18 protein-coding genes are annotated in these 18,227 nt (G+C 62.2%); 4 read left to right on the plus strand and 14 right to left on the minus strand.

Annotated elements, in window-relative coordinates; translation table 11 throughout:
• Positions 1-7: 7 nt before the first annotated feature.
• Positions 8-1,387: a lysophospholipid acyltransferase family protein gene (locus tag VGH98_02310; protein HEY2374783.1), complete on the minus strand. Its 1,380-nt coding sequence runs from the start codon at positions 1,385-1,387 to the stop codon at positions 8-10.
• Positions 1,387-2,832: an MFS transporter gene (locus VGH98_02315; GenBank protein ID HEY2374784.1), complete on the minus strand. Its 1,446-nt coding sequence runs from the start codon at positions 2,830-2,832 to the stop codon at positions 1,387-1,389. The genes VGH98_02310 and VGH98_02315 overlap by 1 nt, the downstream gene beginning before the upstream one ends.
• 157 nt (positions 2,833-2,989) lie before the next feature.
• Between VGH98_02315 and VGH98_02320 the strand changes: the two genes are divergently transcribed.
• Positions 2,990-3,988, plus strand: coding sequence for a hypothetical protein (locus VGH98_02320; GenBank protein HEY2374785.1), 999 nt, complete (start codon positions 2,990-2,992; stop codon positions 3,986-3,988).
• Between the two features lie 8 nt (positions 3,989-3,996).
• On the opposite strand, the gene VGH98_02325 is transcribed toward VGH98_02320, so the two are convergent.
• Together VGH98_02325 and VGH98_02330 are read right to left on the minus strand one after the other, a co-directional pair.
• The gene (locus VGH98_02325) at positions 3,997-4,908 is read right to left on the minus strand and encodes an ABC transporter permease (protein ID HEY2374786.1); all 912 of its coding nucleotides are present in this window, start codon (positions 4,906-4,908) and stop codon (positions 3,997-3,999) included.
• Complete coding sequence (locus VGH98_02330) at positions 4,905-6,044, minus strand: ABC transporter permease (GenBank protein ID HEY2374787.1); 1,140 nt, start codon at positions 6,042-6,044, stop codon at positions 4,905-4,907. The genes VGH98_02325 and VGH98_02330 overlap by 4 nt, the downstream gene beginning before the upstream one ends.
• A gap of 45 nt (positions 6,045-6,089) precedes the next feature.
• On the opposite strand from VGH98_02330, the gene VGH98_02335 reads away from it, so the two are divergent.
• Positions 6,090-7,379 (plus strand): MFS transporter, encoded by a 1,290-nt coding sequence (locus tag VGH98_02335; protein ID HEY2374788.1) that lies wholly within the window; start codon positions 6,090-6,092, stop codon positions 7,377-7,379.
• Here VGH98_02335 and VGH98_02340 read toward each other — a convergent pair.
• The 7 genes from VGH98_02340 to mnmG all read right to left on the minus strand — a co-directional run bounded on the left by VGH98_02340 (position 7,333) and on the right by mnmG (position 15,422).
• Positions 7,333-8,781, minus strand: a complete 1,449-nt coding sequence (locus VGH98_02340) for an ATP-binding cassette domain-containing protein (GenBank protein ID HEY2374789.1) — start codon at positions 8,779-8,781, stop codon at positions 7,333-7,335. The genes VGH98_02335 and VGH98_02340 overlap by 47 nt on opposite strands.
• Positions 8,778-9,551 carry a Nif3-like dinuclear metal center hexameric protein gene (locus VGH98_02345; GenBank protein HEY2374790.1) on the minus strand — a complete coding sequence of 258 codons (774 nt, stop codon included), beginning with the start codon at positions 9,549-9,551 and terminating at the stop codon, positions 8,778-8,780. The genes VGH98_02340 and VGH98_02345 overlap by 4 nt, the downstream gene beginning before the upstream one ends.
• Positions 9,552-9,560: 9 nt before the next feature.
• Positions 9,561-10,628, minus strand: coding sequence for a BMP family protein (locus VGH98_02350; protein HEY2374791.1), 1,068 nt, complete (start codon positions 10,626-10,628; stop codon positions 9,561-9,563).
• Between the two features lie 104 nt (positions 10,629-10,732).
• Positions 10,733-11,626, minus strand: a complete 894-nt coding sequence (locus VGH98_02355; protein HEY2374792.1) for a ParB/RepB/Spo0J family partition protein — start codon at positions 11,624-11,626, stop codon at positions 10,733-10,735.
• The gene (locus VGH98_02360; GenBank protein ID HEY2374793.1) at positions 11,623-12,474 is read right to left on the minus strand and encodes a ParA family protein; all 852 of its coding nucleotides are present in this window, start codon (positions 12,472-12,474) and stop codon (positions 11,623-11,625) included. Before VGH98_02360 ends, VGH98_02355 begins: the two co-directional genes overlap by 4 nt.
• A 177-nt stretch (positions 12,475-12,651) precedes the next feature.
• Entirely contained in the window at positions 12,652-13,383 is a 732-nt protein-coding gene (locus VGH98_02365) for an SIMPL domain-containing protein (GenBank protein ID HEY2374794.1), read from the minus strand.
• A 98-nt stretch (positions 13,384-13,481) separates the two neighbouring features.
• On the minus strand, positions 13,482-15,422 hold the full coding sequence (mnmG, locus tag VGH98_02370; GenBank protein ID HEY2374795.1) for a tRNA uridine-5-carboxymethylaminomethyl(34) synthesis enzyme MnmG: 1,941 nt from the start codon (positions 15,420-15,422) through the stop codon (positions 13,482-13,484).
• A 41-nt stretch (positions 15,423-15,463) separates the two neighbouring features.
• On the opposite strand from mnmG, the gene VGH98_02375 reads away from it, so the two are divergent.
• Positions 15,464-15,748, plus strand: a complete 285-nt coding sequence (locus VGH98_02375) for a hypothetical protein (protein ID HEY2374796.1) — start codon at positions 15,464-15,466, stop codon at positions 15,746-15,748.
• 6 nt (positions 15,749-15,754) lie between these two features.
• Here the strand turns inward: VGH98_02375 and VGH98_02380 are convergent, their stop codons facing one another.
• From VGH98_02380 to VGH98_02390, 3 genes are all read right to left on the minus strand, one after another.
• Positions 15,755-16,039 carry a hypothetical protein gene (locus tag VGH98_02380; GenBank protein ID HEY2374797.1) on the minus strand — a complete coding sequence of 95 codons (285 nt, stop codon included), beginning with the start codon at positions 16,037-16,039 and terminating at the stop codon, positions 15,755-15,757.
• Positions 16,040-16,055: 16 nt separating this feature from the next.
• Complete coding sequence (locus tag VGH98_02385; protein ID HEY2374798.1) at positions 16,056-16,583, minus strand: NfeD family protein; 528 nt, start codon at positions 16,581-16,583, stop codon at positions 16,056-16,058.
• Between the two features lie 202 nt (positions 16,584-16,785).
• Positions 16,786-17,817: a hydrolase gene (locus VGH98_02390; protein HEY2374799.1), complete on the minus strand. Its 1,032-nt coding sequence runs from the start codon at positions 17,815-17,817 to the stop codon at positions 16,786-16,788.
• 17 nt (positions 17,818-17,834) lie between these two features.
• Between VGH98_02390 and VGH98_02395 the strand changes: the two genes are divergently transcribed.
• Positions 17,835-18,194 carry an ArsC/Spx/MgsR family protein gene (locus VGH98_02395; protein ID HEY2374800.1) on the plus strand — a complete coding sequence of 120 codons (360 nt, stop codon included), beginning with the start codon at positions 17,835-17,837 and terminating at the stop codon, positions 18,192-18,194.
• Positions 18,195-18,227 lie beyond the last annotated feature (33 nt).

Genomic DNA, 18,227 nt, shown 5'->3' on the forward strand with positions numbered 1-18,227 from the left:
CGTTAGGTCAGACCGCTTCGCTGACACCGACCTCGCGAAGCATCCGCTCGACGTCCAGGGCTTCGCCGCGAAGTCGCAGTAGCTCGCTCTGTAGTTGTGCGTGCAGCCGCGGCCGCCGTCGAAACAAGAGGTACGTCCGGGCTCTTCGACGAGCGCGTCGCAATCGCTCACGCAGCAAAAAATTCACGTCTGCCGCAAGCGGCAGGCTCGCGACGTACAAGGCGGCGACCAGCCAGCCGGCAAGCCAGGCGACGAGCGCACCCTGAGCGATATAGAACAACAGCACGAGCGCTGAGCCAGCGACGATTGTTCGCATCGCTGGATCGGAGGCACTCTCGATCGAGCGGCGAGCAATGAGTCTAGCTCCGTGAAAGGGCAGCCAATGATTCAGCGTTCCCCAAAACGCCATGGGTCCGGCAATGGCGAGAACCCAGCTCTCGCGAAGGACGAACGGAGCAGCGTGACGACGCGCCGCCGAGACGCTCACGTCGTCGAGTGAGATGCCATGAATGGCGAGTCGGTCCTCGAAGGCCTCCAACGACCGCAACAGACCATCTGTTCGCGCGCGAAGGCCGCCATCTGCACCTCGGATCAGCGCGCGCCTGGCACCCTCGATGCGGTGGGCGATCGACACGTCGATGCGTAACGAGTGAGATGATCCAACCGATGCTGGTTCGTCCCGGAATAACGCCGCGAAGAGCGCCGAGAGTGCGGCAGCGCGCGAGGCATCATCGATGCTCTCATAGTTTTGCGTGACGGTACGCAACCGTGCGTCGATTTCTTCGGTAAGGGCGGAGACCGCATTGTCGCCGCTGATATTCCATCGGTCCAGCGCGATTGGCTCCCCGACCTGAACGAGAACTCGTGTTCGCGGCGTTTGCTTGCGTTCGAACGTGAGGCCAACCGGTACAATCTGTAAACCATGAACGCCGCCCTCGTCGCGCGCCTCGAGCGCAATGCGCGCGGCGCCAGTACGAAGCGGCGCGAGGGACGGCTCGTCGTGCGAGATCCCCTCAGGGAAGACGACAACCGCGCCGCCCCGGCGGAGCACGTCACGCAGCGCGCCAAACGCCAGCGTGTTGCGTCGTGGATCGATCGTTCCGGAAACCGTCCGTACGTCGCTACTCCTAACGAGTGGGACGACGCCGACCCAAGTCAGGAATCTCGCGAGTGCGGGACTCTGGAACAGTGTCGATTTCGCGGTGAGCACGATGCGACGCGGCATCGCCCAGCCAACGAGCAGCGCATCGACCAACGCATTCGGGTGGTTGACGACGAGAATCACCGGCGCGGCAGACGGTAGCCTATCGAGCCCTTCGACGTCGATTCGACGATAAAACCATCGGAGCGCAATACCCGCGACGCTTCTCAGCAGCGCGTACAACATCACGCCGCTCGCAATCGCTGCGGTCGCCGATCAGGAACTCCGCGCAGGACCCAGATCGCAATCACGAACATGAACGCGACGACGAGGACTGCTGCTCGATAGGCGAGGCTCGTTCCGATCGGCCCTTCGAGAGCCCACACCGTGAGCCCCCACAGCAATGGTCCGATCACGGCCGCAACGCGGGCTGACAGGAGCATCAGGCTGAAGTACCGTCCGGCCTGGACGTCGGGAATAAGCGACAACAGCAGCGGCCGCTCGATCGCATTCACGCCGCCGAAATTGAGCCCGATGGCGAGACCCACGAGCCAGAACGCGCGCTGCGTCGTCACCGCCATCATTGCTCCGAGCAACACCACCCAGATCCAGAGTGTGATGTTGAGCGAGCGCTTCGCGCCGATGCGATCGACCAGATGCCCGAAAAAGTAGCTCCCGAAAATCGCCGGAATCGTGAGCACCATGAAAAGGGTGACCTCTTTCCCTTTGTCGAAGCCAACGGCGCGGACCGCGTAGAGTGTCATGAACGTCACGATCGTGCCAATCGCGTCCTGATACACGAGCGAAGTGATGATGAAGCGGAGAGCACCCGGATGCTCACGCGACGCGCTGACGGTCTGGGCGACGTCGCGGAATGCCTTCCGCACGTTCACCCGAGTTCCACGTGGAGCAGTATTGTGATCCCGACAAATCAAGAACAGCGGCAATGAGAAAAGGAGAAACAACACGCCCGTCGGAAAAAACGTCGCTACCCGACCTCCATTCGCTGTGAATGGCATGATCGTGTGAAGCACATTGTTCACGCCGCTACTGAACGTCACGACTCCGGGAAGCCCGCCGGCGAAGAACGGAACGACGAGCGCAACACCGACGATGGATCCGACGTAGCCGACGGCCACACCGAATCCAGAGAGCCGTCCCTGCTCTTCCACCGGTACCAGCTCCGGCATCATTGCGTTGTAAAACGGCTGCGCGCCCTGGTAGGCGAAGTTCGCAATTACGAACGCAATCAGAACCGGTAGCAGTGACCCGGTGCTCGCGCGCCATCCTGCTGGAACGACAGCAGGATGCGCGATTCCCTGCCCAACGAGTGGTAGCGTCGTTTGTCCGAGAATTCCGATCGCTGCGCAGCCGAGGCAGGATGCAACTGTGAACCACACAACCCACGGCTTGCGTCGTCGCCGCACATCCGAGATCGCGCCGAGTACGGGTATCGCGGCAACCACCAGGATGGACGCGGCCGAATTCGCAACGGCGTACACGAGGTCCGTCGAGCCAAGATCGCTCACCAACCACACCGAGAAGTACAGTGTGGCGATGTTCATCGAGAAGATCGTGTTTGCGAAGTCATACAGCGCCCAGCTCCAACGCTCGATGGCTGGCGCGCGAACGACCGGACGGATCTCTCCATCCGGTAGTGTGAGAGGCATGACGTGCTGCGGGTGAGCCATGGGCTCGCTCCTTGAATCCAGCATGTGTATGGACCTTAGCTACCGGCCTCTCTCCCTGGGATACGTCGGGTGACGTAGCGCACGCCCACAGTGTCTCATTGACGGGTTCATCGGCCGGTCCAAATTACGACCGATGCCTCACTTCCGCCGCATCGCCATGTCGCACGCTCTCGGAACGGTTCCTCGCCGCAAGATGAGCGCACCGCTCGCCTGCCATCGCACCACCATCGTTTGCGTGGCGCTCGTTGTTGTCAACGCGTGCGAGAATCGACGAGGCACGCCGGCAATCGATTCGTCGGTTCCCCTTCGTCCCGCGAATATCGGCACTACGGGCGCACCCGCGACCACAACGTGGGACGCACGCCTGGGTCCTGTGCTGTTGATCAGCGGACCGTCACCCGACCTTGCCACCATAGTCGTTGGTGACTCTTCGCGCGCCGGCGGCGACACGGTAACCGAAAGCGAGGCGATTGCGATTCGATCGACATCCGCGCTTCTCATCGGTCGCGGAGACTCGGTTCAAATCGGAATCCTTCAGGAGGTCCACTCACCGAAAGGTGAGGAGGATTCCGAGTGCACCGGTTGGCCAGCCTGGAAAATCACGAGCGCGAAAGCGGGCGGTGCGCTCAGCCCGTGGTCCGTGGGATTTGTTGGCGCCACCGTTCAGCCGATTCGAATGGATTCGATCGAGAGTCTCAGTCGCGTCGACTCGGCACGTCTTGCCGCTGACGTTACTCGGCTCGCGTCCACGCTGCCCGGCGGTGGCGGCGAACGGTTCACGGGGTTGCCCTTCACCGTGACCTCGCTCTGGCGCTTCCGGGCGGGGCCGGCAGCCGAGGGCGTCGTCGCCAATCTCGTTAGGCACGTGAACCAGGAGGCGCGTCCGCTCGAGGAGCGAACACTCGTCATTGCCGAGCGCGACAGCACTCGCCGCGACGAACGCTTCATTCTCGCGTATTACGACCGGTCTCAAGGCGCCGAGGAGACGGTCGAAAGTCGCGATGCGCTGGCTCTCGCGCGGGCGACGCCGGATGCACAGCCGATGCTTGTCGTCGGTCGTGACTACGGGGACGGGATGGCGTACGCGCTCATTCAGCGCGACCCCTCTGGCCGTTGGCGGGACAAGTGGCACAGCCCGCGCGGCCACTGCAAGTAACGGATGGACTACTCGACGCGCGCAAGAGTAGCTGGCGGAGCAGCACGGCCCCCGATCCCGGCGAGTGCGGCGAGGGTCAGCACGTATGGCAGCGCCAGAACGAGCTGGTAAGGAATATCCAGCCCCGTTGCTTGCGCGAGATACTGAAGCGATGTCGTCGCCGCGAAAAGTAGTGCGGCCAATCCGACGCCAATCGGATTCCAGCGTCCAAGGACGACAATCGCGATCGCAATGAAGCCGCGGCCGGCCGACATGCCTTCCACGAAGGTGCCGGCCTGGGCGAGCACTAGCACGCCGCCTGCGATTCCCCCCAACACACCGGCAACGACAGTAGCGGCCAGTCGATAACGTCGAACGGATATCCCAGCGGCAATCGCGGCTGCGGGATTCTCTCCGATGGCCCGCAGCGCGAGGCCAGCATGCGTGTTCGTGAGCCACCACCAGGTCATAGGCACCACGGCGTACGCGAAATATGTCACTGCCGGCTGTGCGAACAGTGCGCTGCCGATAACGGGCACCTTCGCCAGCAGCGGAACTGGAATTGGGGCGCTCGTCGCGATGGACAGGGCCGCTCCACCGGCGCCGTACAGAGTACGGTAGAGCGTCCCCGTAGCTCCGAGAGCCAAAAGGGTGATCGCCGTGCCCGTGATGATCTGATCCGCGCCCATGCCTAACGTGGCAAAGGCGAACACGAGCATGACGAACAGACCGGAAGCGGCGGCTACTGCGTAACCGAATGCGGTTCCTCCGTGTGTCGCTCCGAGAAGCGCGCCAAATGCGCCACCGAGAACGACGCCCTCGAGGCCAATGTTGATCAGTCCCGCGCGCTCGATGATCAGCTCTCCGCTCGCCGCGAGCAGCAGCGGCGTGGCGGTCCGAATCGTTGCTTCAGCGAAGGCGCTCACCAGACCAGCGTTCATACGGATGCCTTGGCTTCCTGAGCCTCGGGGGGAACCACTGATTCCGTCCGGGTCCTCGCTGCTCCCATCTCGAGCGGCCAGGCAACGATGAGCCCAAGGATGATCAACGCCTCGACAATCGAAACGACAACGGAAGGAACTCCGGCGTCGCGCTGCATCGCCGATGCTCCAGCTTCGAGACCACCGAACAAAAGACCGCTTGCCACTACACCCAACGGATCGAGGCGCGCCAGGAGCGCGACCGCGATTCCCGTGTAGCCATAGCCCGGTGAGAGGTTCTCGTAGAGCGCGAAGGTCACGCCAGTGAGCTCGATGGCTCCAGCAAGTCCGGCGATTGCACCGCTCGCGATGAAGGCGCGGGTCGTCGTTCTGGTGACATCGATCTGACCTGCAACGCGAGCGGCGTCGGGGTTTGCGCCCACCGCGCGCAACCGGAATCCGGCAGCAGTATGTCGAAGAACCCACCACGCGACCATCGACGCGGCAACGGCGATGATGAAGCCGGCATGCAGACGGGAGTTGGGCAGAATGCGCGGCAATCTGGCGGCGAGCGGGATCGTCGTCGATTGGGGATAGATGTGCAACGGTTCCTGGAGCGGCCCGCGCACGAGAAAGCCGACGAGCTCCACCGCCACGAAGTTTAGCAAGATCGTACTGATGACCTCGAGGACGCGAAACCGCGCTCGCAAAAGAGCAGCGATGCCCGCCCACGCGGCGCCGGCGCTTGCCCCGGCAACGAGGGCAATCCACGAGCTGGCGAGACTCGAGCCGATGCGCGGCACGAGCGAGATCGCCGCCGCCGCCACGGCACCGGCAAGTAGCTGGCCCTCCGCTCCGATATTGAACACGCCCGCTCGAAATGCGACTGCTACCGAGAGGCCAGTGAGGATCACCGGAGTCGCTCGCACGAGCGTCGCGGACGTAATGGCGTACACTGATCCAAGCGAGCCGCGAAAGAGCGCAAGCATGGCGGATGCAGCGTCGAACCCCAAGGCTGCAAGAAGAATGGGGACAACGACGACGATGCCACCAAGGACGAAGACAGCTCGCGCGAAGGGAGTCCGCCAGAAGCTCGACTGGTTCACGAGGCAAAGGGCGAAGACACGATCTCCGCGAGGATTGATGGTGCGTCGCACCGGCGCTGATCGCCGTGGACAGCGCAACCTATTAGGATTGCGTCGGTGAGCTTGTCCCTTCCCGCTGACGTCACGACGCGAGGCGCAACGGGTCTTGCGGGTGACGACGCCGATCCACGCCGATGGCGAGTGCTTGCGCTGCTCGCCTGCGCCGAATTGCTCGGCATGTCGTTGTGGTTTGCCGCGAGCGCTGTTTCCTCACAACTCGGTGCGATCTGGCACCTCGGACAGTCGTCGTTAGGCTGGCTTACGGCGATCGTGCAGCTTGGCTTCGTCATCGGCACCGCCGTTTCGGCATTGCTCAATCTCGCGGACATCGTTCCGGCGCGCTTCCTCTTCTCGATCTCGGCATTGCTCGGGGCAGTAGCGAATGCGGCGCTCGTGATCACGCCAAGCTACCGCGGCGTACTCGCGTGCCGCCTGCTGACAGGGTTCGCGCTCGCAGGGGTGTACCCGCCGGCGATGAAGATGATATCGACATGGTTCCGCGCACGGCGCGGCCTCGCCGTCGGAACGATCGTCGGTGCCCTGACAGTTGGAAAGGCGGGCCCGTACCTCGTTCACGCCATGCCGGGCGCGGGAGTTCGGCCTGTCGTACTCTCGGCCAGTGTCGGAGCCATGACAGCCGCGGTATTGGTACTGCTCTTCTATCGTGACGGCCCGTTTCCATTCCCACCGCGGCGCTTTTCCTGGCTCTTGGTGGCCACGGTCATTCGTGAGCGGCGCTTTCGCCTGGCCACGGGTGGTTATCTTGGCCACATGTTCGAGTTGTATAGCGCGTGGACTTGGATCCCGACATTTGTCGCGATGAGCGCAGCGGCTGGCGGTATGCCCGCGGGTCCCCATCGCGAGGCACTCGCTGCACTCATTACGTTCTGCGCCATTGCGATTGGCGGCATCGGCTGCGTATGGGGCGGTATCGTCGCCGATCGGCGCGGGCGCGAATGGTTGGTGACCGTCGCAATGACAGCCAGTGGCGCCTGTGCGCTCCTCATGGGCTTGACCTATGGCGCGAGCCTTTGGCTACTCGTAGCGGTGTCGCTCGTTTGGGGATTCTTCGTCATTGCCGACTCGGCGCAGTTTAGCGTTCTCGTAACAGAATCCGTCCCGCCGCACGCCGTGGGTACGGCGCTCACGGTGCAGACATCGATTGGATTTCTCCTCACGATGGTCTCGATCCAGCTCATACCGCCGATTGCGGCAGCCATTGGATGGCAGTGGGCGTTCGTAGTCCTCGCCGTCGGTCCCGGCGCTGGCATTGCGGCGATTCAGCGTCTCCGCCGAGGGGTCACCCCAGCCCCAGCATCGCCCGTCCCACGAGCTCGCGTTCGTTAGGCACCTCCCGCAACCGGCCCGCGTGCACGGCCACTACACGCGTCGCCAGCGCGAGCACCTCGTCGAGATCATTGGAAAACACAACGACGGCCGATCCCTCCGCGGCCGCGGCGCGCAGCCGCGCGTGCACCGCCGCCGTAGCACGAATATCGAGACCTCGAGTCGGATTCTCCGCAACGATGAGCGGCGGACGACCACTGAGCTCACGCGCGAGCACCAGCTTTTGCTGGTTCCCACCAGAGAGCGAGCTCGCAGGCGCCTCGATGGAGGAACTCCGCACGTCGTAGTCTCTCATGAGCATCTGCGCCTCGCGGCGTCGATCTGCCCAGTCGATGCGCCCGCGGCGCCTGCCGGCACCCTTCAATGCGAGATTCTCGATGAGCGAGAAACCGAGAATCAGCGCGTCGCGGTGACGATCCTCGGGAATGAGAGCCGGCTCGCCACGTCGCTCCAGCACTCCCCGTACGGGAGTCGTTCGACCTGCCAGCGCGCGCAGGAGCAATTGGTGCCCCGAGTTCTCCAGCGCGGCGATTCCGATAATCTCGTGCTGCCGAATCTCCAGGTTTGCATCGACGATGCGCTCGGTGCCGCGATCGTCCGCGAGAGTCACCGACAAGAGGCGGAGCACCGCGCCGCCCTGCGCAGAGACAGTTTCGGGCTCTGATGATGTTGGGGGCGCCGCCCCGAGCATCGCCTCGGCGAGTCGATCGGCCGTTGTCTCCCCGGCTATCGACGTGAGCACCGTCCTGCCGGAGCGGAGCACGGTCACCTCGTCGGCCACGCTCAATGCCTCCGACAATTTGTGCGTGATCAGGATGACTGATCCACCTTGAGCGGCGAATGAACGTATCCAGCCGAGCAGATCCCGCGCTTCCGCGGGCGCGAGTACCGCGGTCGGCTCGTCCATTATCAGGAGGCGTGCGCGGCGCGCTAACGCCTTGAGAATCTCCAGGCGCTGCTGTGCTCCGACACCGAGGGACTCGGCTCGCGCATCGGGATCGATCGGAAGTTGGGTTTCCGCGGCGATCGCGCGCACGCGTGCTGCAGCACTCGTACGAGAAAACCTGCCATGGCCGCCTAACGCGATGTTTTCGGCGACGGTCATCGCCGCCACGTTCGTGAAATGCTGATGCACCATCCCGATTCCGGCACGGATCGCGTCCGCTGGCGATGCGAATCGCCGTTCGTGCTCATTGAGCAAAACACGGCCGCCATCTGGCTGCAGCATGCCGAATGCGACTCGCATGAGTGTCGTTTTCCCGGCGCCGTTCTCACCCAGGACGGCGTGCACCGTCGCCGGGCGCACCACCAGCCCAGCGCCGTCGAGCGCCCGCGTTGACCCGAAGCTCTTGGTGATTCCCTCGAGCCGAAGTGATGGCGCGCGATCCGACGCCGTGCTCACAACCCCGTGGGCGCGTCGAGAAATCGCGACTCGATGCCGAGCTCACTGGCGATTCGTTCGCCCAGCGCTCGGATTCCGAGTGTCTCGGTTGCGTAGTGGCCCGCATAGACGATGACGAGACCGTGATCGCGTGCCAGTACCGCCGTGTGGTGCGGCCCTTCACCGACAACGATCGTGTCGATGCCGCGGTCCAGCGCCTCGCGAACCGTGTCCGAGTCAGCCCCCGCGCCGGTGCAAATCCCCCAGCGTTTTGTCACGCGATCGGGCGCAAATGGTGTGGCGATCGCGTCGCCTCCAAATTCTTTGGCAAGCTCTCTGGAGCGATCGACCAGAGCCGAGGTCGAGACGTTCGCTGTGCCGCTCACGCCAACCTCGATGGTTTTGTATCTTGCAAAACCGGACGACGGCGTTAGGCCAAGCCGTCGTGCAAGTAACACGTTGTTGCCGAGCTCGGGGTGCACGTCGAGCGGCAAGTGCGAAGAATACACGGCGATATCCTTCGCAATGAGTTTCGCGAGGCGTTCGTATGACGGTCCAACGAGCGGCTGCGCGCCGCCCCAGAACATTCCGTGATGAACGAGTAGCAGATCAGTGCCGACGCGTATGGCCTCATCGACTATGAATGACGAGAAATCGACCGCCGCGGCGATGTGGCGCACGTCGCGCCTGCTTGTGAGTTGGAGACCGTTCAGAGCGCCCGGATAGTCGGGTATCTCTGCGGTTCGAAGCAGTACGTCGAGGCGAGCGGCGATCGATTGGGAGTGCGCCATGGAGCGACCCTACCGAGCCGCCGCGATCGTTTTGGGGATGTTGAATTTCCCCGCGAGGATCAAGGCACGTGTCGAGTCCACGACGCGCTGCGTCGCGGCCGGTATCCGCGAAACGAGGCGCGGGTTGAGCACCAGCTCGACAACCTGTTCGCGCATGCCGAGAGTGATGATGCCGGGTTTGAACGTGTGGTCCCGGACTGCGCGCGCAACGGTGAGAAACGCGTGTGGCAGATCGATCGCGACGCTACCGATTGTGACTTCTGGCGCCAACTCGTTCTGATTCGAGTTCGTGCCGAAGATGTAGGCGTGCTTCGCTTCGCGCACGGCCTGAAATATTCCGAGCCCCGCCGCATCGGCATTCTGGAAAATGACGTCGACTCCGCTCGCAAGCTGGGCGAGAGCTTGCTCCTTTCCAGCGCTGACGTCGTCCCAATTACCGATGTATCCCGTGACAACCTTCGCCGCCGGGTTGACGCTGTGTACACCGGCCTCGAACGCTCGAAAGCTTTCACGAACGGGAGGCAGTTCGGTGCCGCCTACAACACCGAGGCGGTTCGTACGCGTCATTACGCCGGCAACGATTCCAGCGAGGTACGATGGTTCGGCGAACCCAAACACCATTCCCGAAACGTTGCCGCTGGCGGTATTACCAGATGTTATGACGTACTGGGTTTTCGGATACGATGGTCCGACGGCCCGTGCGGCATCCTGGAACTCGAAGCCATGCCCGAACACCAAGTTGTAGCCCTGATTCCCATACTGTCGGAAATTCTCCTCGAACTCGGCGGGCGTTTTCGTCTGTATGTGACTGACACTCGCGCTCAACGAATCGCGGATCCGCAGCAAACCCTGGTACGCACCCCCATTCCACGACTGATCAGAGATCGATCCCGGCGTCAGCAGCGCGACGCGGAACGCGGATGCGGTCGCAGGCGTCTCTGAGGAATTCCCCTGCTTCGAGGGGCCACACGCGCCAATCGCGACTGTGAGGAAGACGATCTGAAGCGTGTGGAAGCCCGTGGAAAACTCGCGATAAAAATCGTGTAAGCTTTGCCTAAGTGTGTATGGTTCTGGCACTTAGTTACCTGTGGATTATCGGCATGAGCGATAGCGCAGCAGATCGGTCTAGTGCCGCGTGGATATTTTAGTAATGGCGCATTGCTGGCTTCTCAATCGTAGCGCTATCGATATTCCTCGCGCTTGTCGCGAAGAATCAGCTCCATAAGCCGATCTAGATCATCGGCCGAATAGAACGACACGCGAATCGATCCCTTCGACTCTCCGTTGAGATCGATCTGTACGTCGGTCTGCAGATAATGGCGTAGCTGATCCTCGAGCTGCTGAAGTGCGGGATTTCGTCTACGGCCGTTTGCGGTCGAGCGCTCGGCTTCCGTGGGAGTCTTCTCGCCTCGCTTGGCCCGTACCCGCTGTTCCGTCTGCCGAACGCTCAGGCCGTCGGCAATGATCTGGTCGGCAATCCGGATCGCCTCTTCGTCGGTGGTTCCTGCCAAGGCCCGGGCATGGCCGCCCGAGAGCTTTCCCGACTCGACGAGGTGCTGGATCGAGTCTGGAAGAGTGAGCACGCGAAGCAGGTTCGTAATCGTGCTGCGATCCTTGCCGACCGCCTCGGCAACCTCCTGGTGCGTCAACGAGAATTCACCAAGAAGGCGCTGGTATCCTCTGGCTTCCTCGACCGCGTTGAGGTCGGCGCGCTGGAGATTTTCGACCAACGCCAGGACGAGAAGCGCCTGGTCGTCAAAGTCTCGAACAACAGCAGGGATGTCCTTCCATTGCAGGTTGGTAACCGCGCGGAGTCTTCGCTCGCCGGCCACAAGCTCGTAGCTATCACCCCTCCTCCGCACGGTAATGGGCTGAAGCAGGCCGTTTGCCTTGATGGATGCTTCGAGTTCCGCCAGCGCAGCCGGCTCGAAGTCACGTCGTGGCTGGTAAGGATTTGGCCTGATCCGCGAGGTGGCGATTCGCTGAAGGTCCGATGCGGGGACCCCTGCGGTTTGGGTAGAACCGATGAGTGCCTCGAGGCCTCGTCCCAGCCGGCGCGGCTTTTCAGTGCTCATGCCGTCTGCTCCGATTGTCCGCCAACAACCTGAATATCGGGATGCGTAACCGTTGGAGTCGACTGCTGACGCGTAGAGACGCGTTCGATCAATTCGCGCGCGACACTCATGTATGCCTGCGCACCAACCGAGGCGACGTCATAAAGGATGATTGGCTTCCCGAAGCTGGGCGCCTCAGCGAGACGAACGTTTCGCGGAATGACTGTCTCGAACACCTTACCGCCGAAGTATTCGCGGGCTTCGGCCGCGACTTGCCGGGATAGATTGAGCCGAGCGTCGTACATTGTGAGGAGCACGCCATCGATCGCCAGAGAGTCGTTAACGCTCCGCTGAACGAGGTGAACGGTATTCAAGAGCTGCGACAAACCCTCGAGCGCGTAGTACTCGCACTGAACGGGAATGAGCAGCGCGTCGGCCGCGGCGAGCATGTTGACGGTAATGAGGCTCAGTGACGGCGGACAGTCGATCAGGATGTAATCGTAGTCGCTCACTATTTCAGCGAGCGCATTACGCATTGCCCTATCCCTGCTCGGATGGTCAACGAGCTCGACCTCCGCACCTGCAAGCTCTGGCGTTGCCGGAAGCAGATCAAGGTGACGGAACTGTACTTCCTTCATGATTGCGTTGCGAGCCGTCGCGCTACCGATGAGGACGTCGTAGACGGTCGCGGCAATCGTCTCGCGGGAAGTGCCAAGCCCGCTCGTCGCATTCCCCTGTGGATCGCCATCCACCAGCAGCGTGCGTTGCTCTGCGGCGGCCAGGCTTGCGGCGAGATTCACAGCGGTGGTGGTCTTCCCAACGCCACCCTTCTGATTTGCAACGGCAATAATTCGGGCCACGGGGCTCATGCGCGTCGGAGGTCCCCCAATATAGGCGCCGTGACGCGGGCACGCGTAGATGTTTCACGTGAAACATCTCCAACGGCAGCCTAAACAAAGCGGAGGCTAAAGCAGCACAGCAAGAGGATCCGCATTGGCTTGTCCCCTGGACCATTGTGGCGTCATCATAGCGCCTTAATGTCGTTATTAGCGCGGCACAAACTGCCATTTCGCCGTAACGCTGACCTGAACTTTCTGTTGCCCAGCTTCAATCGGAGTTGGCGCCGCTGCCCGAACGTCCATGTTAAAGACTTGCATTCGATAAACCGGTCGTGGGCCGGCATCCGCCGTCCCCAACTCCACGAGAGGACCAAGAGAGCCACCCGCTGCACGCGCCATTGCCTCGGCGTCGCTTCGTGCGCGCGACACCGCCTGGGCAAGTGCCTCGTGCCGCGCCGAATCAGCGTTCGACGCGAACAAATCCAACGAGTTGATTTGGTTGGCTCCTCTCGAGAGCGCGGTGTCGAGAACCGATGCAATCTGATCGATCCGTCGGACCTCGACCCTAACGACGTTGCTGACGACGTAGCCAACTATTGTCGTGCGCTGTGTTGCCTGATCATACCGCGTGTCAGGAGACACGCTGTAGTTCTCCGTCGACACCTGCTCGCGCGAAATGCCCAACGCAACGATTGCGTCGATGATTGCTCGCTGTCGTTGCGCATTGTCGCGCGCCGCGGCGTTCGCCGTCGAGGCACGCGTTTGGACGCCGACGTACACAGCGGCTCGATCCGGCGTGAGCTGCGCTTCGCCAGTCGCCGCCGCCACGATCTCCGGGTGCGGCGGATTAGCGATGCTCGCCTGCGCGAGCGTTCGCTGCGCCGAGACCGAACCGACCAATAGCGTAGTACAAAGCAACAACATGGTGGGGCGCCGCATCACTCCTCCGTTCTTTGGTTACGACGTGAGATACACTCGCGACCTCGATCGCGATCCCTTCGGCGCCGCTCCCAACAGACCGCCTTGCGAGTGAACGATCAGATCATCGCGGTCGCTCGGCGTCGCTTCTCGATTTCGATCAGGAGATTCTGAAGATCGTTGGGACTCACGCCAGGCACGCGCGATGCCTGCGCCAGGGTTCCCGGGCGGATGGAAGCGAGCTTCTGTCGCGCTTCTACCGAAAGCGAGAGCATTGCCGTGTAAGGCAGGTCCGCATCGAGCTTGAGTTGCGCCATCCGGCGCATCTTGTCGGCCTGCTCTCGTTCGCGCTCGAAGTAGCCGGAATACTTGATCTCGAGCTCCGCGGTCACGACGGCGTCGCGATCCAGATCCGCGCCAACTCCGGCTGCGGCGAAGAGATCCGTCAGAGTCACGCCCTGACGCTTGGCCAACTCCGTGATGCGCACACGGTGGGCAAGAGGGCTCGTGCCAGCGCGCACGAGTATCGCGTCTGCGATCGTGGGCGAGATGCTGGTCTCGTTCGCAAGGCGCCTCGCAGCTGCCTCGGACTCGAGTCGCCGATCGATGATCGTCTGCTCGCGATCATCGTAAATGCCTAGCTGCTCGCCAAAGCCAGACAATCGCCGAAGAGCATTATCCTGACGAACCGTTAGGCGAAACTCCGAGCGCGAAGTGAAGAGGCGATACGGCTCATCGACTCCTCGTGTGACAAGGTCATCCACCAGAACACCGATGTACGAGCTCTCGCGTCCGAGCGTGACGCCGGGATGGCCAAGGGCGGCGCGACCGGCGTTCAGCCCGGCGAACGTTCCCTGCCCTGCCGCTTCCTCGTATCCGGTTGTGCCGTTGATCTGTCCCGCGAAGTACAATCCCGGCAGCGCTCGCACCTGCAGCATCGCATCGAGCTGCGTTGGGGGATAGTAGTCGTACTCGATCGCGTAGCCGGCGCGAGTCATGCGCGCTCGCTCGAGGCCCGGAATTGTGTGAAGAATGTCGAGCTGCACGTCGGCCGGAAGAGAGGTCGAGAGACCATTCACGTACAGCTCGGTCGTATCGTGCCCTTCAGGCTCGAGAAAGATCTGGTGCCGCTCGGCCGCTGGGAATTTGACGATCTTGTCTTCGACAGATGGACAATACCGAGGTCCACGCGAGGCAATGGCGCCGCCATACATCGCTGACTTTTTGATGTTCTCAGCGATGATATGCTTTCCCGCTTCCCCCAGGAAGGTGATCCAGCAGGGAAGCTGAGCCGGATGCCGAATCGAGCCACCGTCTCGTCGCGCCGCAGGCCAGAAGTGCGACCACGAGTAATCGAACTGCTCGACCTCGCTCTCCTGCCGCTCGAGACGCGACAGCCCGACCGACCTCCCGTCGACGCGCGGTGGCGTTCCTGTCTTGAATCGCGCGACCTCGAGACCGATACGCTCGAGTTGTTCCGCGAGATGTGTCGCCGCGGTCTCGCCGGCACGGCCGCCAGCGAATTTCGTCTCGGTCCCTATGTGGATGCGACCGCGGAGAAAGGTTCCGGTGGTAATGACAACGCAGCGCGCGCCGAATCGCCGTCCCTCGAGCGTCTCGACGCCGAGAACACAATGATCGTCCTCATCGAGCACCAGACGCGCGACGGTTCCTTGGACTGGCGCGAGCGCTGGCTGTTGCTCGAGAAGGCTCCTGACTGCTCGGCGATAGAGGCCCCGATCACATTGCGCTCGGGGTGCCCATACTGCCGGTCCCTTGCTGCGGTTCAGCATGCGGAACTGCAACATTGCGAGATCGGTGGCCTTGCCCATGATGCCGCCAAGAGCGTCAACCTCGCGCACCACTGTGCCTTTGGCCACTCCGCCGATCGCCGGATTGCACGACATCTGGCCGATCGTCTCGAGCGCACTCGTTATGATGGCGACCCGTGCGCCGACGCGAGCAGCAGCAACGGCGGCCTCGGTTCCCGCATGGCCCGCACCCACGACGATGACGTCGAAGTCGGCTTCGTTAGCTCGTGAGGTCGAAGAAGGCATCATCCAAAGTTATACTCAGGTCCACACACGGAAACGGACCAGAAATGTCAGTGCCCATTCCGAGCGGTGGCCCAACGCTGTTCATCCGGCGCGCAGCTTATGAGCGATCGGGCCTCGACCGGGTCGCCATTGACGAGCGTTTCGGGCTCACGGCAGATGAATTCCGCGTCGATGGGGCGCTCGTCGCGATCGGACCACTCTCTGCCGAGGACTCGCTTATCGACATCATCGCAGAGCTCGAGTCGAACGGCTTGAATTACTTCGACGATTTCTTCGAGCTCACCGGTAATTGGCCCGAGTGGCTGACGCTGTTCGCTGCCGCTAATTGATCCGCGTTAGGCATTCTTACTTCCGTGTTTGGTCGGCTCACTCGCGCCCGTCGGTGGCGTGAGCGGACCTCGGCGTAAGAGGCCATGCCAGCCGCACTCGTAGCACCAACTGGTCCGGAACCACGGCATGATCGCATTCCACCCGCGGGACTTCACGCGAAGCGTGACCGCATCGCAATTAGGGCAGCGGTCCCCATCAGGGAGGATAAAGAAGAATACGATGGTCGCCGCGATGAAACGCAGGATAAAAAAGCCGACGAAGATGAAGGCAAAAATGACCGCATCCGACATCGTGGCGCCCTCCCTGCTACAGCCTCTGCTCCACTTGGAGCCACGGCTCCACATACGCCAAATCACCTTCAATTCGCTCGATGATTACTTCAGTTCCCTCGACCACCGACGTGTCGTCGAGGCTCCGAGCGCGCAGCGTACGCTTCTCCGATCCGACATCGAAGCTGATTCGTCCTTCGCTTCCCGCGTCGATGGAGGCAACGACCCTCGCAACGTGTCCTTGAAGCACGTAACGCTCATCATCGATATCGTGCTCGACCGACATGGACGCCGATTTTGCGACGAGCCATCGCGTCAACAACACGGCCGCGACACCAATTATCAGCGCCGCGAAAAATGCCCCCCGCCCTGATAGCACGCGCAAAAGCGAATACCCAGAGGCTCCGAAAGCCACCGCGAACGCTGCAAGAAGAGGCAGAGACGTGCGGCTCGCGCTGTCGGACGAAGCCGTCGTCGACGTCGGCCGACGCTCGATGCCGAAAAGCATGATGGCGACGCCGATGAGGAGTCCAAGAATGAAGGCTCCGAGATACACAGCGGTCATTTGCGCCCGTTAGGCACGAGATACTTACGGAACCTACAGGTCAGGGCCACGGTTCTCCGGGCGCTCTCGAATTTGCTCCCCGTACCGTCTGCCAGTGCACGAAGAAAGCCAAGTGGTGTCGGCAAGGCCTGCCTGCTTCAACGACCGCGAGAATGTGGTGGCCCGAGACAGCAAAGGAAAGGGAGTATGCGGCTGGCCGCTATCATCGCGAGGCGGACGCGTGGCGTTGCTCGACAGTGTCGTGGGCAAGTGCGTCTGCCAGGAAGTCGCTAACGCGGCGTTCGGCGTAATACTCGGGGCGCCACGGCGGTCCCGCGACGAACCCAACATGGCCGCCGCCGTTGGTGAAGTCTGCGGTCAGACAGCGATTCTTGTTCACGATCGCCGCTACGTCGTTCAGAACATCGGCGGGCAGGAACGGATCGTCCATCGCACTCAACAGTAGTGTCGGCCTGCGGATCCGCCCGAGAAACTGCAGGGAGCTCGATCGCGCGTAATAGTCATGCGCGTCGCGAAAACCGTGAATGGGTGCCGTCACCACGTCGTCGAACTCGTACAAGCTCCGGGCGCGACGCATTGCGTCCAGATCGAATAGTCCGGGGAAACGCCGCAGCTTCTCTTCTGCCTTGCGACGAAGCGTTCGGAGAAAGTGTCGCTCGTAGGTCCGTGAGAAACCCTTCGAGATGTATCTCGACCCGCGCTCGAGATCGAACGGCACCGAAATAGCGGCGGCAGCCCGTACGCGATCGGGAAGCGCTTCGCCACGTTCGCCTAACCATTTGAGAAGCACGTTTCCGCCAAGAGAAACGCCGCAGAGGACCAGCGGCGCCCGGGGAAATTCCTGGAGCACGCGATCGATCGCGAAGGCCGCATCGCTGGTCTCGCCGGAGTGGTAGAATCTCGGGGCGCGATTGAGTTCGGGTCCACACCCGCGGAAGACCAGCATGTCGGCGCCCCAATTCCGTCGCTGCGCCATCTGCAACAGGCCCCCCACGTAATGAGACCGCACCGTGCCCTCGAGGCCGTGAAGCAGGAAGAGCCGAGGACGCTCAGGGTCGGCGTCGAGCCGCAGCAGATCGATAAAATCGTTGTCGGGTGTGGACCAGCGCTCTATCCGTGTAGAGACTGCGGGAGCGCGACGAGCGAACTTACCCCAGAGCGTCTGTGCATGCGCACCAGGTACCCACCAAGCGGGGCGGTACGTATGTTCGCGGGGATGAGATTGAGATGGCACTGCGAGCAAGCTAATCGATGGAAGTTCAGATCTTTGGCGTGAAGAAAAGCGCGGACACAAGAAAGGCGCTCCGGTTTTTCTCGGAGCGCCGCATCAAGACACACTTTGTCGACTTCACGGAGCGGCCGGCTTCGGTGTCCGAGTTGCGCCGCTTCGCACAAAAGTACGGCGTCGACGCACTCATCGATCGGGAAGCGAGCTCGTACTCGTCGCTAGGCATGCTCTACGCGACCCTCTCGGACGAACGGTGGCTCGACAAGCTCGCCGAAGAGCCGCTGCTTTTGCGCATGCCGCTCGTGAGACAGGTTGGTCAGAGTGTGAAAGGGCTCACGATTGGTCTCGCCGAAGAGGAGTGGCGTCGATGGACAACCCCATGAGCCGGGGTCGACTTTTGGCGGTGTACGACGCGC

The organism is Gemmatimonadaceae bacterium (genome assembly GCA_036496605.1).
Taxonomy (GTDB): domain Bacteria; phylum Gemmatimonadota; class Gemmatimonadetes; order Gemmatimonadales; family Gemmatimonadaceae; genus AG2.

Coding starts and splice junctions, on each gene's coding strand:
- VGH98_02360 (HEY2374793.1), bottom strand. CDS start 12,474: ATGAGCCCCGTGGCCCGAATTATTGCCGTTGCAAATCAGAAGGGTGGC.
- VGH98_02315 (HEY2374784.1), bottom strand. CDS start 2,832: ATGGCTCACCCGCAGCACGTCATGCCTCTCACACTACCGGATGGAGAG.
- VGH98_02320 (HEY2374785.1), top strand. CDS start 2,990: ATGTCGCACGCTCTCGGAACGGTTCCTCGCCGCAAGATGAGCGCACCG.
- VGH98_02345 (HEY2374790.1), bottom strand. CDS start 9,551: ATGGCGCACTCCCAATCGATCGCCGCTCGCCTCGACGTACTGCTTCGA.
- VGH98_02375 (HEY2374796.1), top strand. CDS start 15,464: ATGTCAGTGCCCATTCCGAGCGGTGGCCCAACGCTGTTCATCCGGCGC.
- VGH98_02355 (HEY2374792.1), bottom strand. CDS start 11,626: ATGAGCACTGAAAAGCCGCGCCGGCTGGGACGAGGCCTCGAGGCACTC.
- VGH98_02325 (HEY2374786.1), bottom strand. CDS start 4,908: ATGAACGCTGGTCTGGTGAGCGCCTTCGCTGAAGCAACGATTCGGACC.
- VGH98_02365 (HEY2374794.1), bottom strand. CDS start 13,383: ATGCGGCGCCCCACCATGTTGTTGCTTTGTACTACGCTATTGGTCGGT.
- mnmG (HEY2374795.1), bottom strand. CDS start 15,422: ATGATGCCTTCTTCGACCTCACGAGCTAACGAAGCCGACTTCGACGTC.
- VGH98_02380 (HEY2374797.1), bottom strand. CDS start 16,039: ATGTCGGATGCGGTCATTTTTGCCTTCATCTTCGTCGGCTTTTTTATC.
- VGH98_02385 (HEY2374798.1), bottom strand. CDS start 16,583: ATGACCGCTGTGTATCTCGGAGCCTTCATTCTTGGACTCCTCATCGGC.
- VGH98_02395 (HEY2374800.1), top strand. CDS start 17,835: ATGGAAGTTCAGATCTTTGGCGTGAAGAAAAGCGCGGACACAAGAAAG.
- VGH98_02310 (HEY2374783.1), bottom strand. CDS start 1,387: ATGTTGTACGCGCTGCTGAGAAGCGTCGCGGGTATTGCGCTCCGATGG.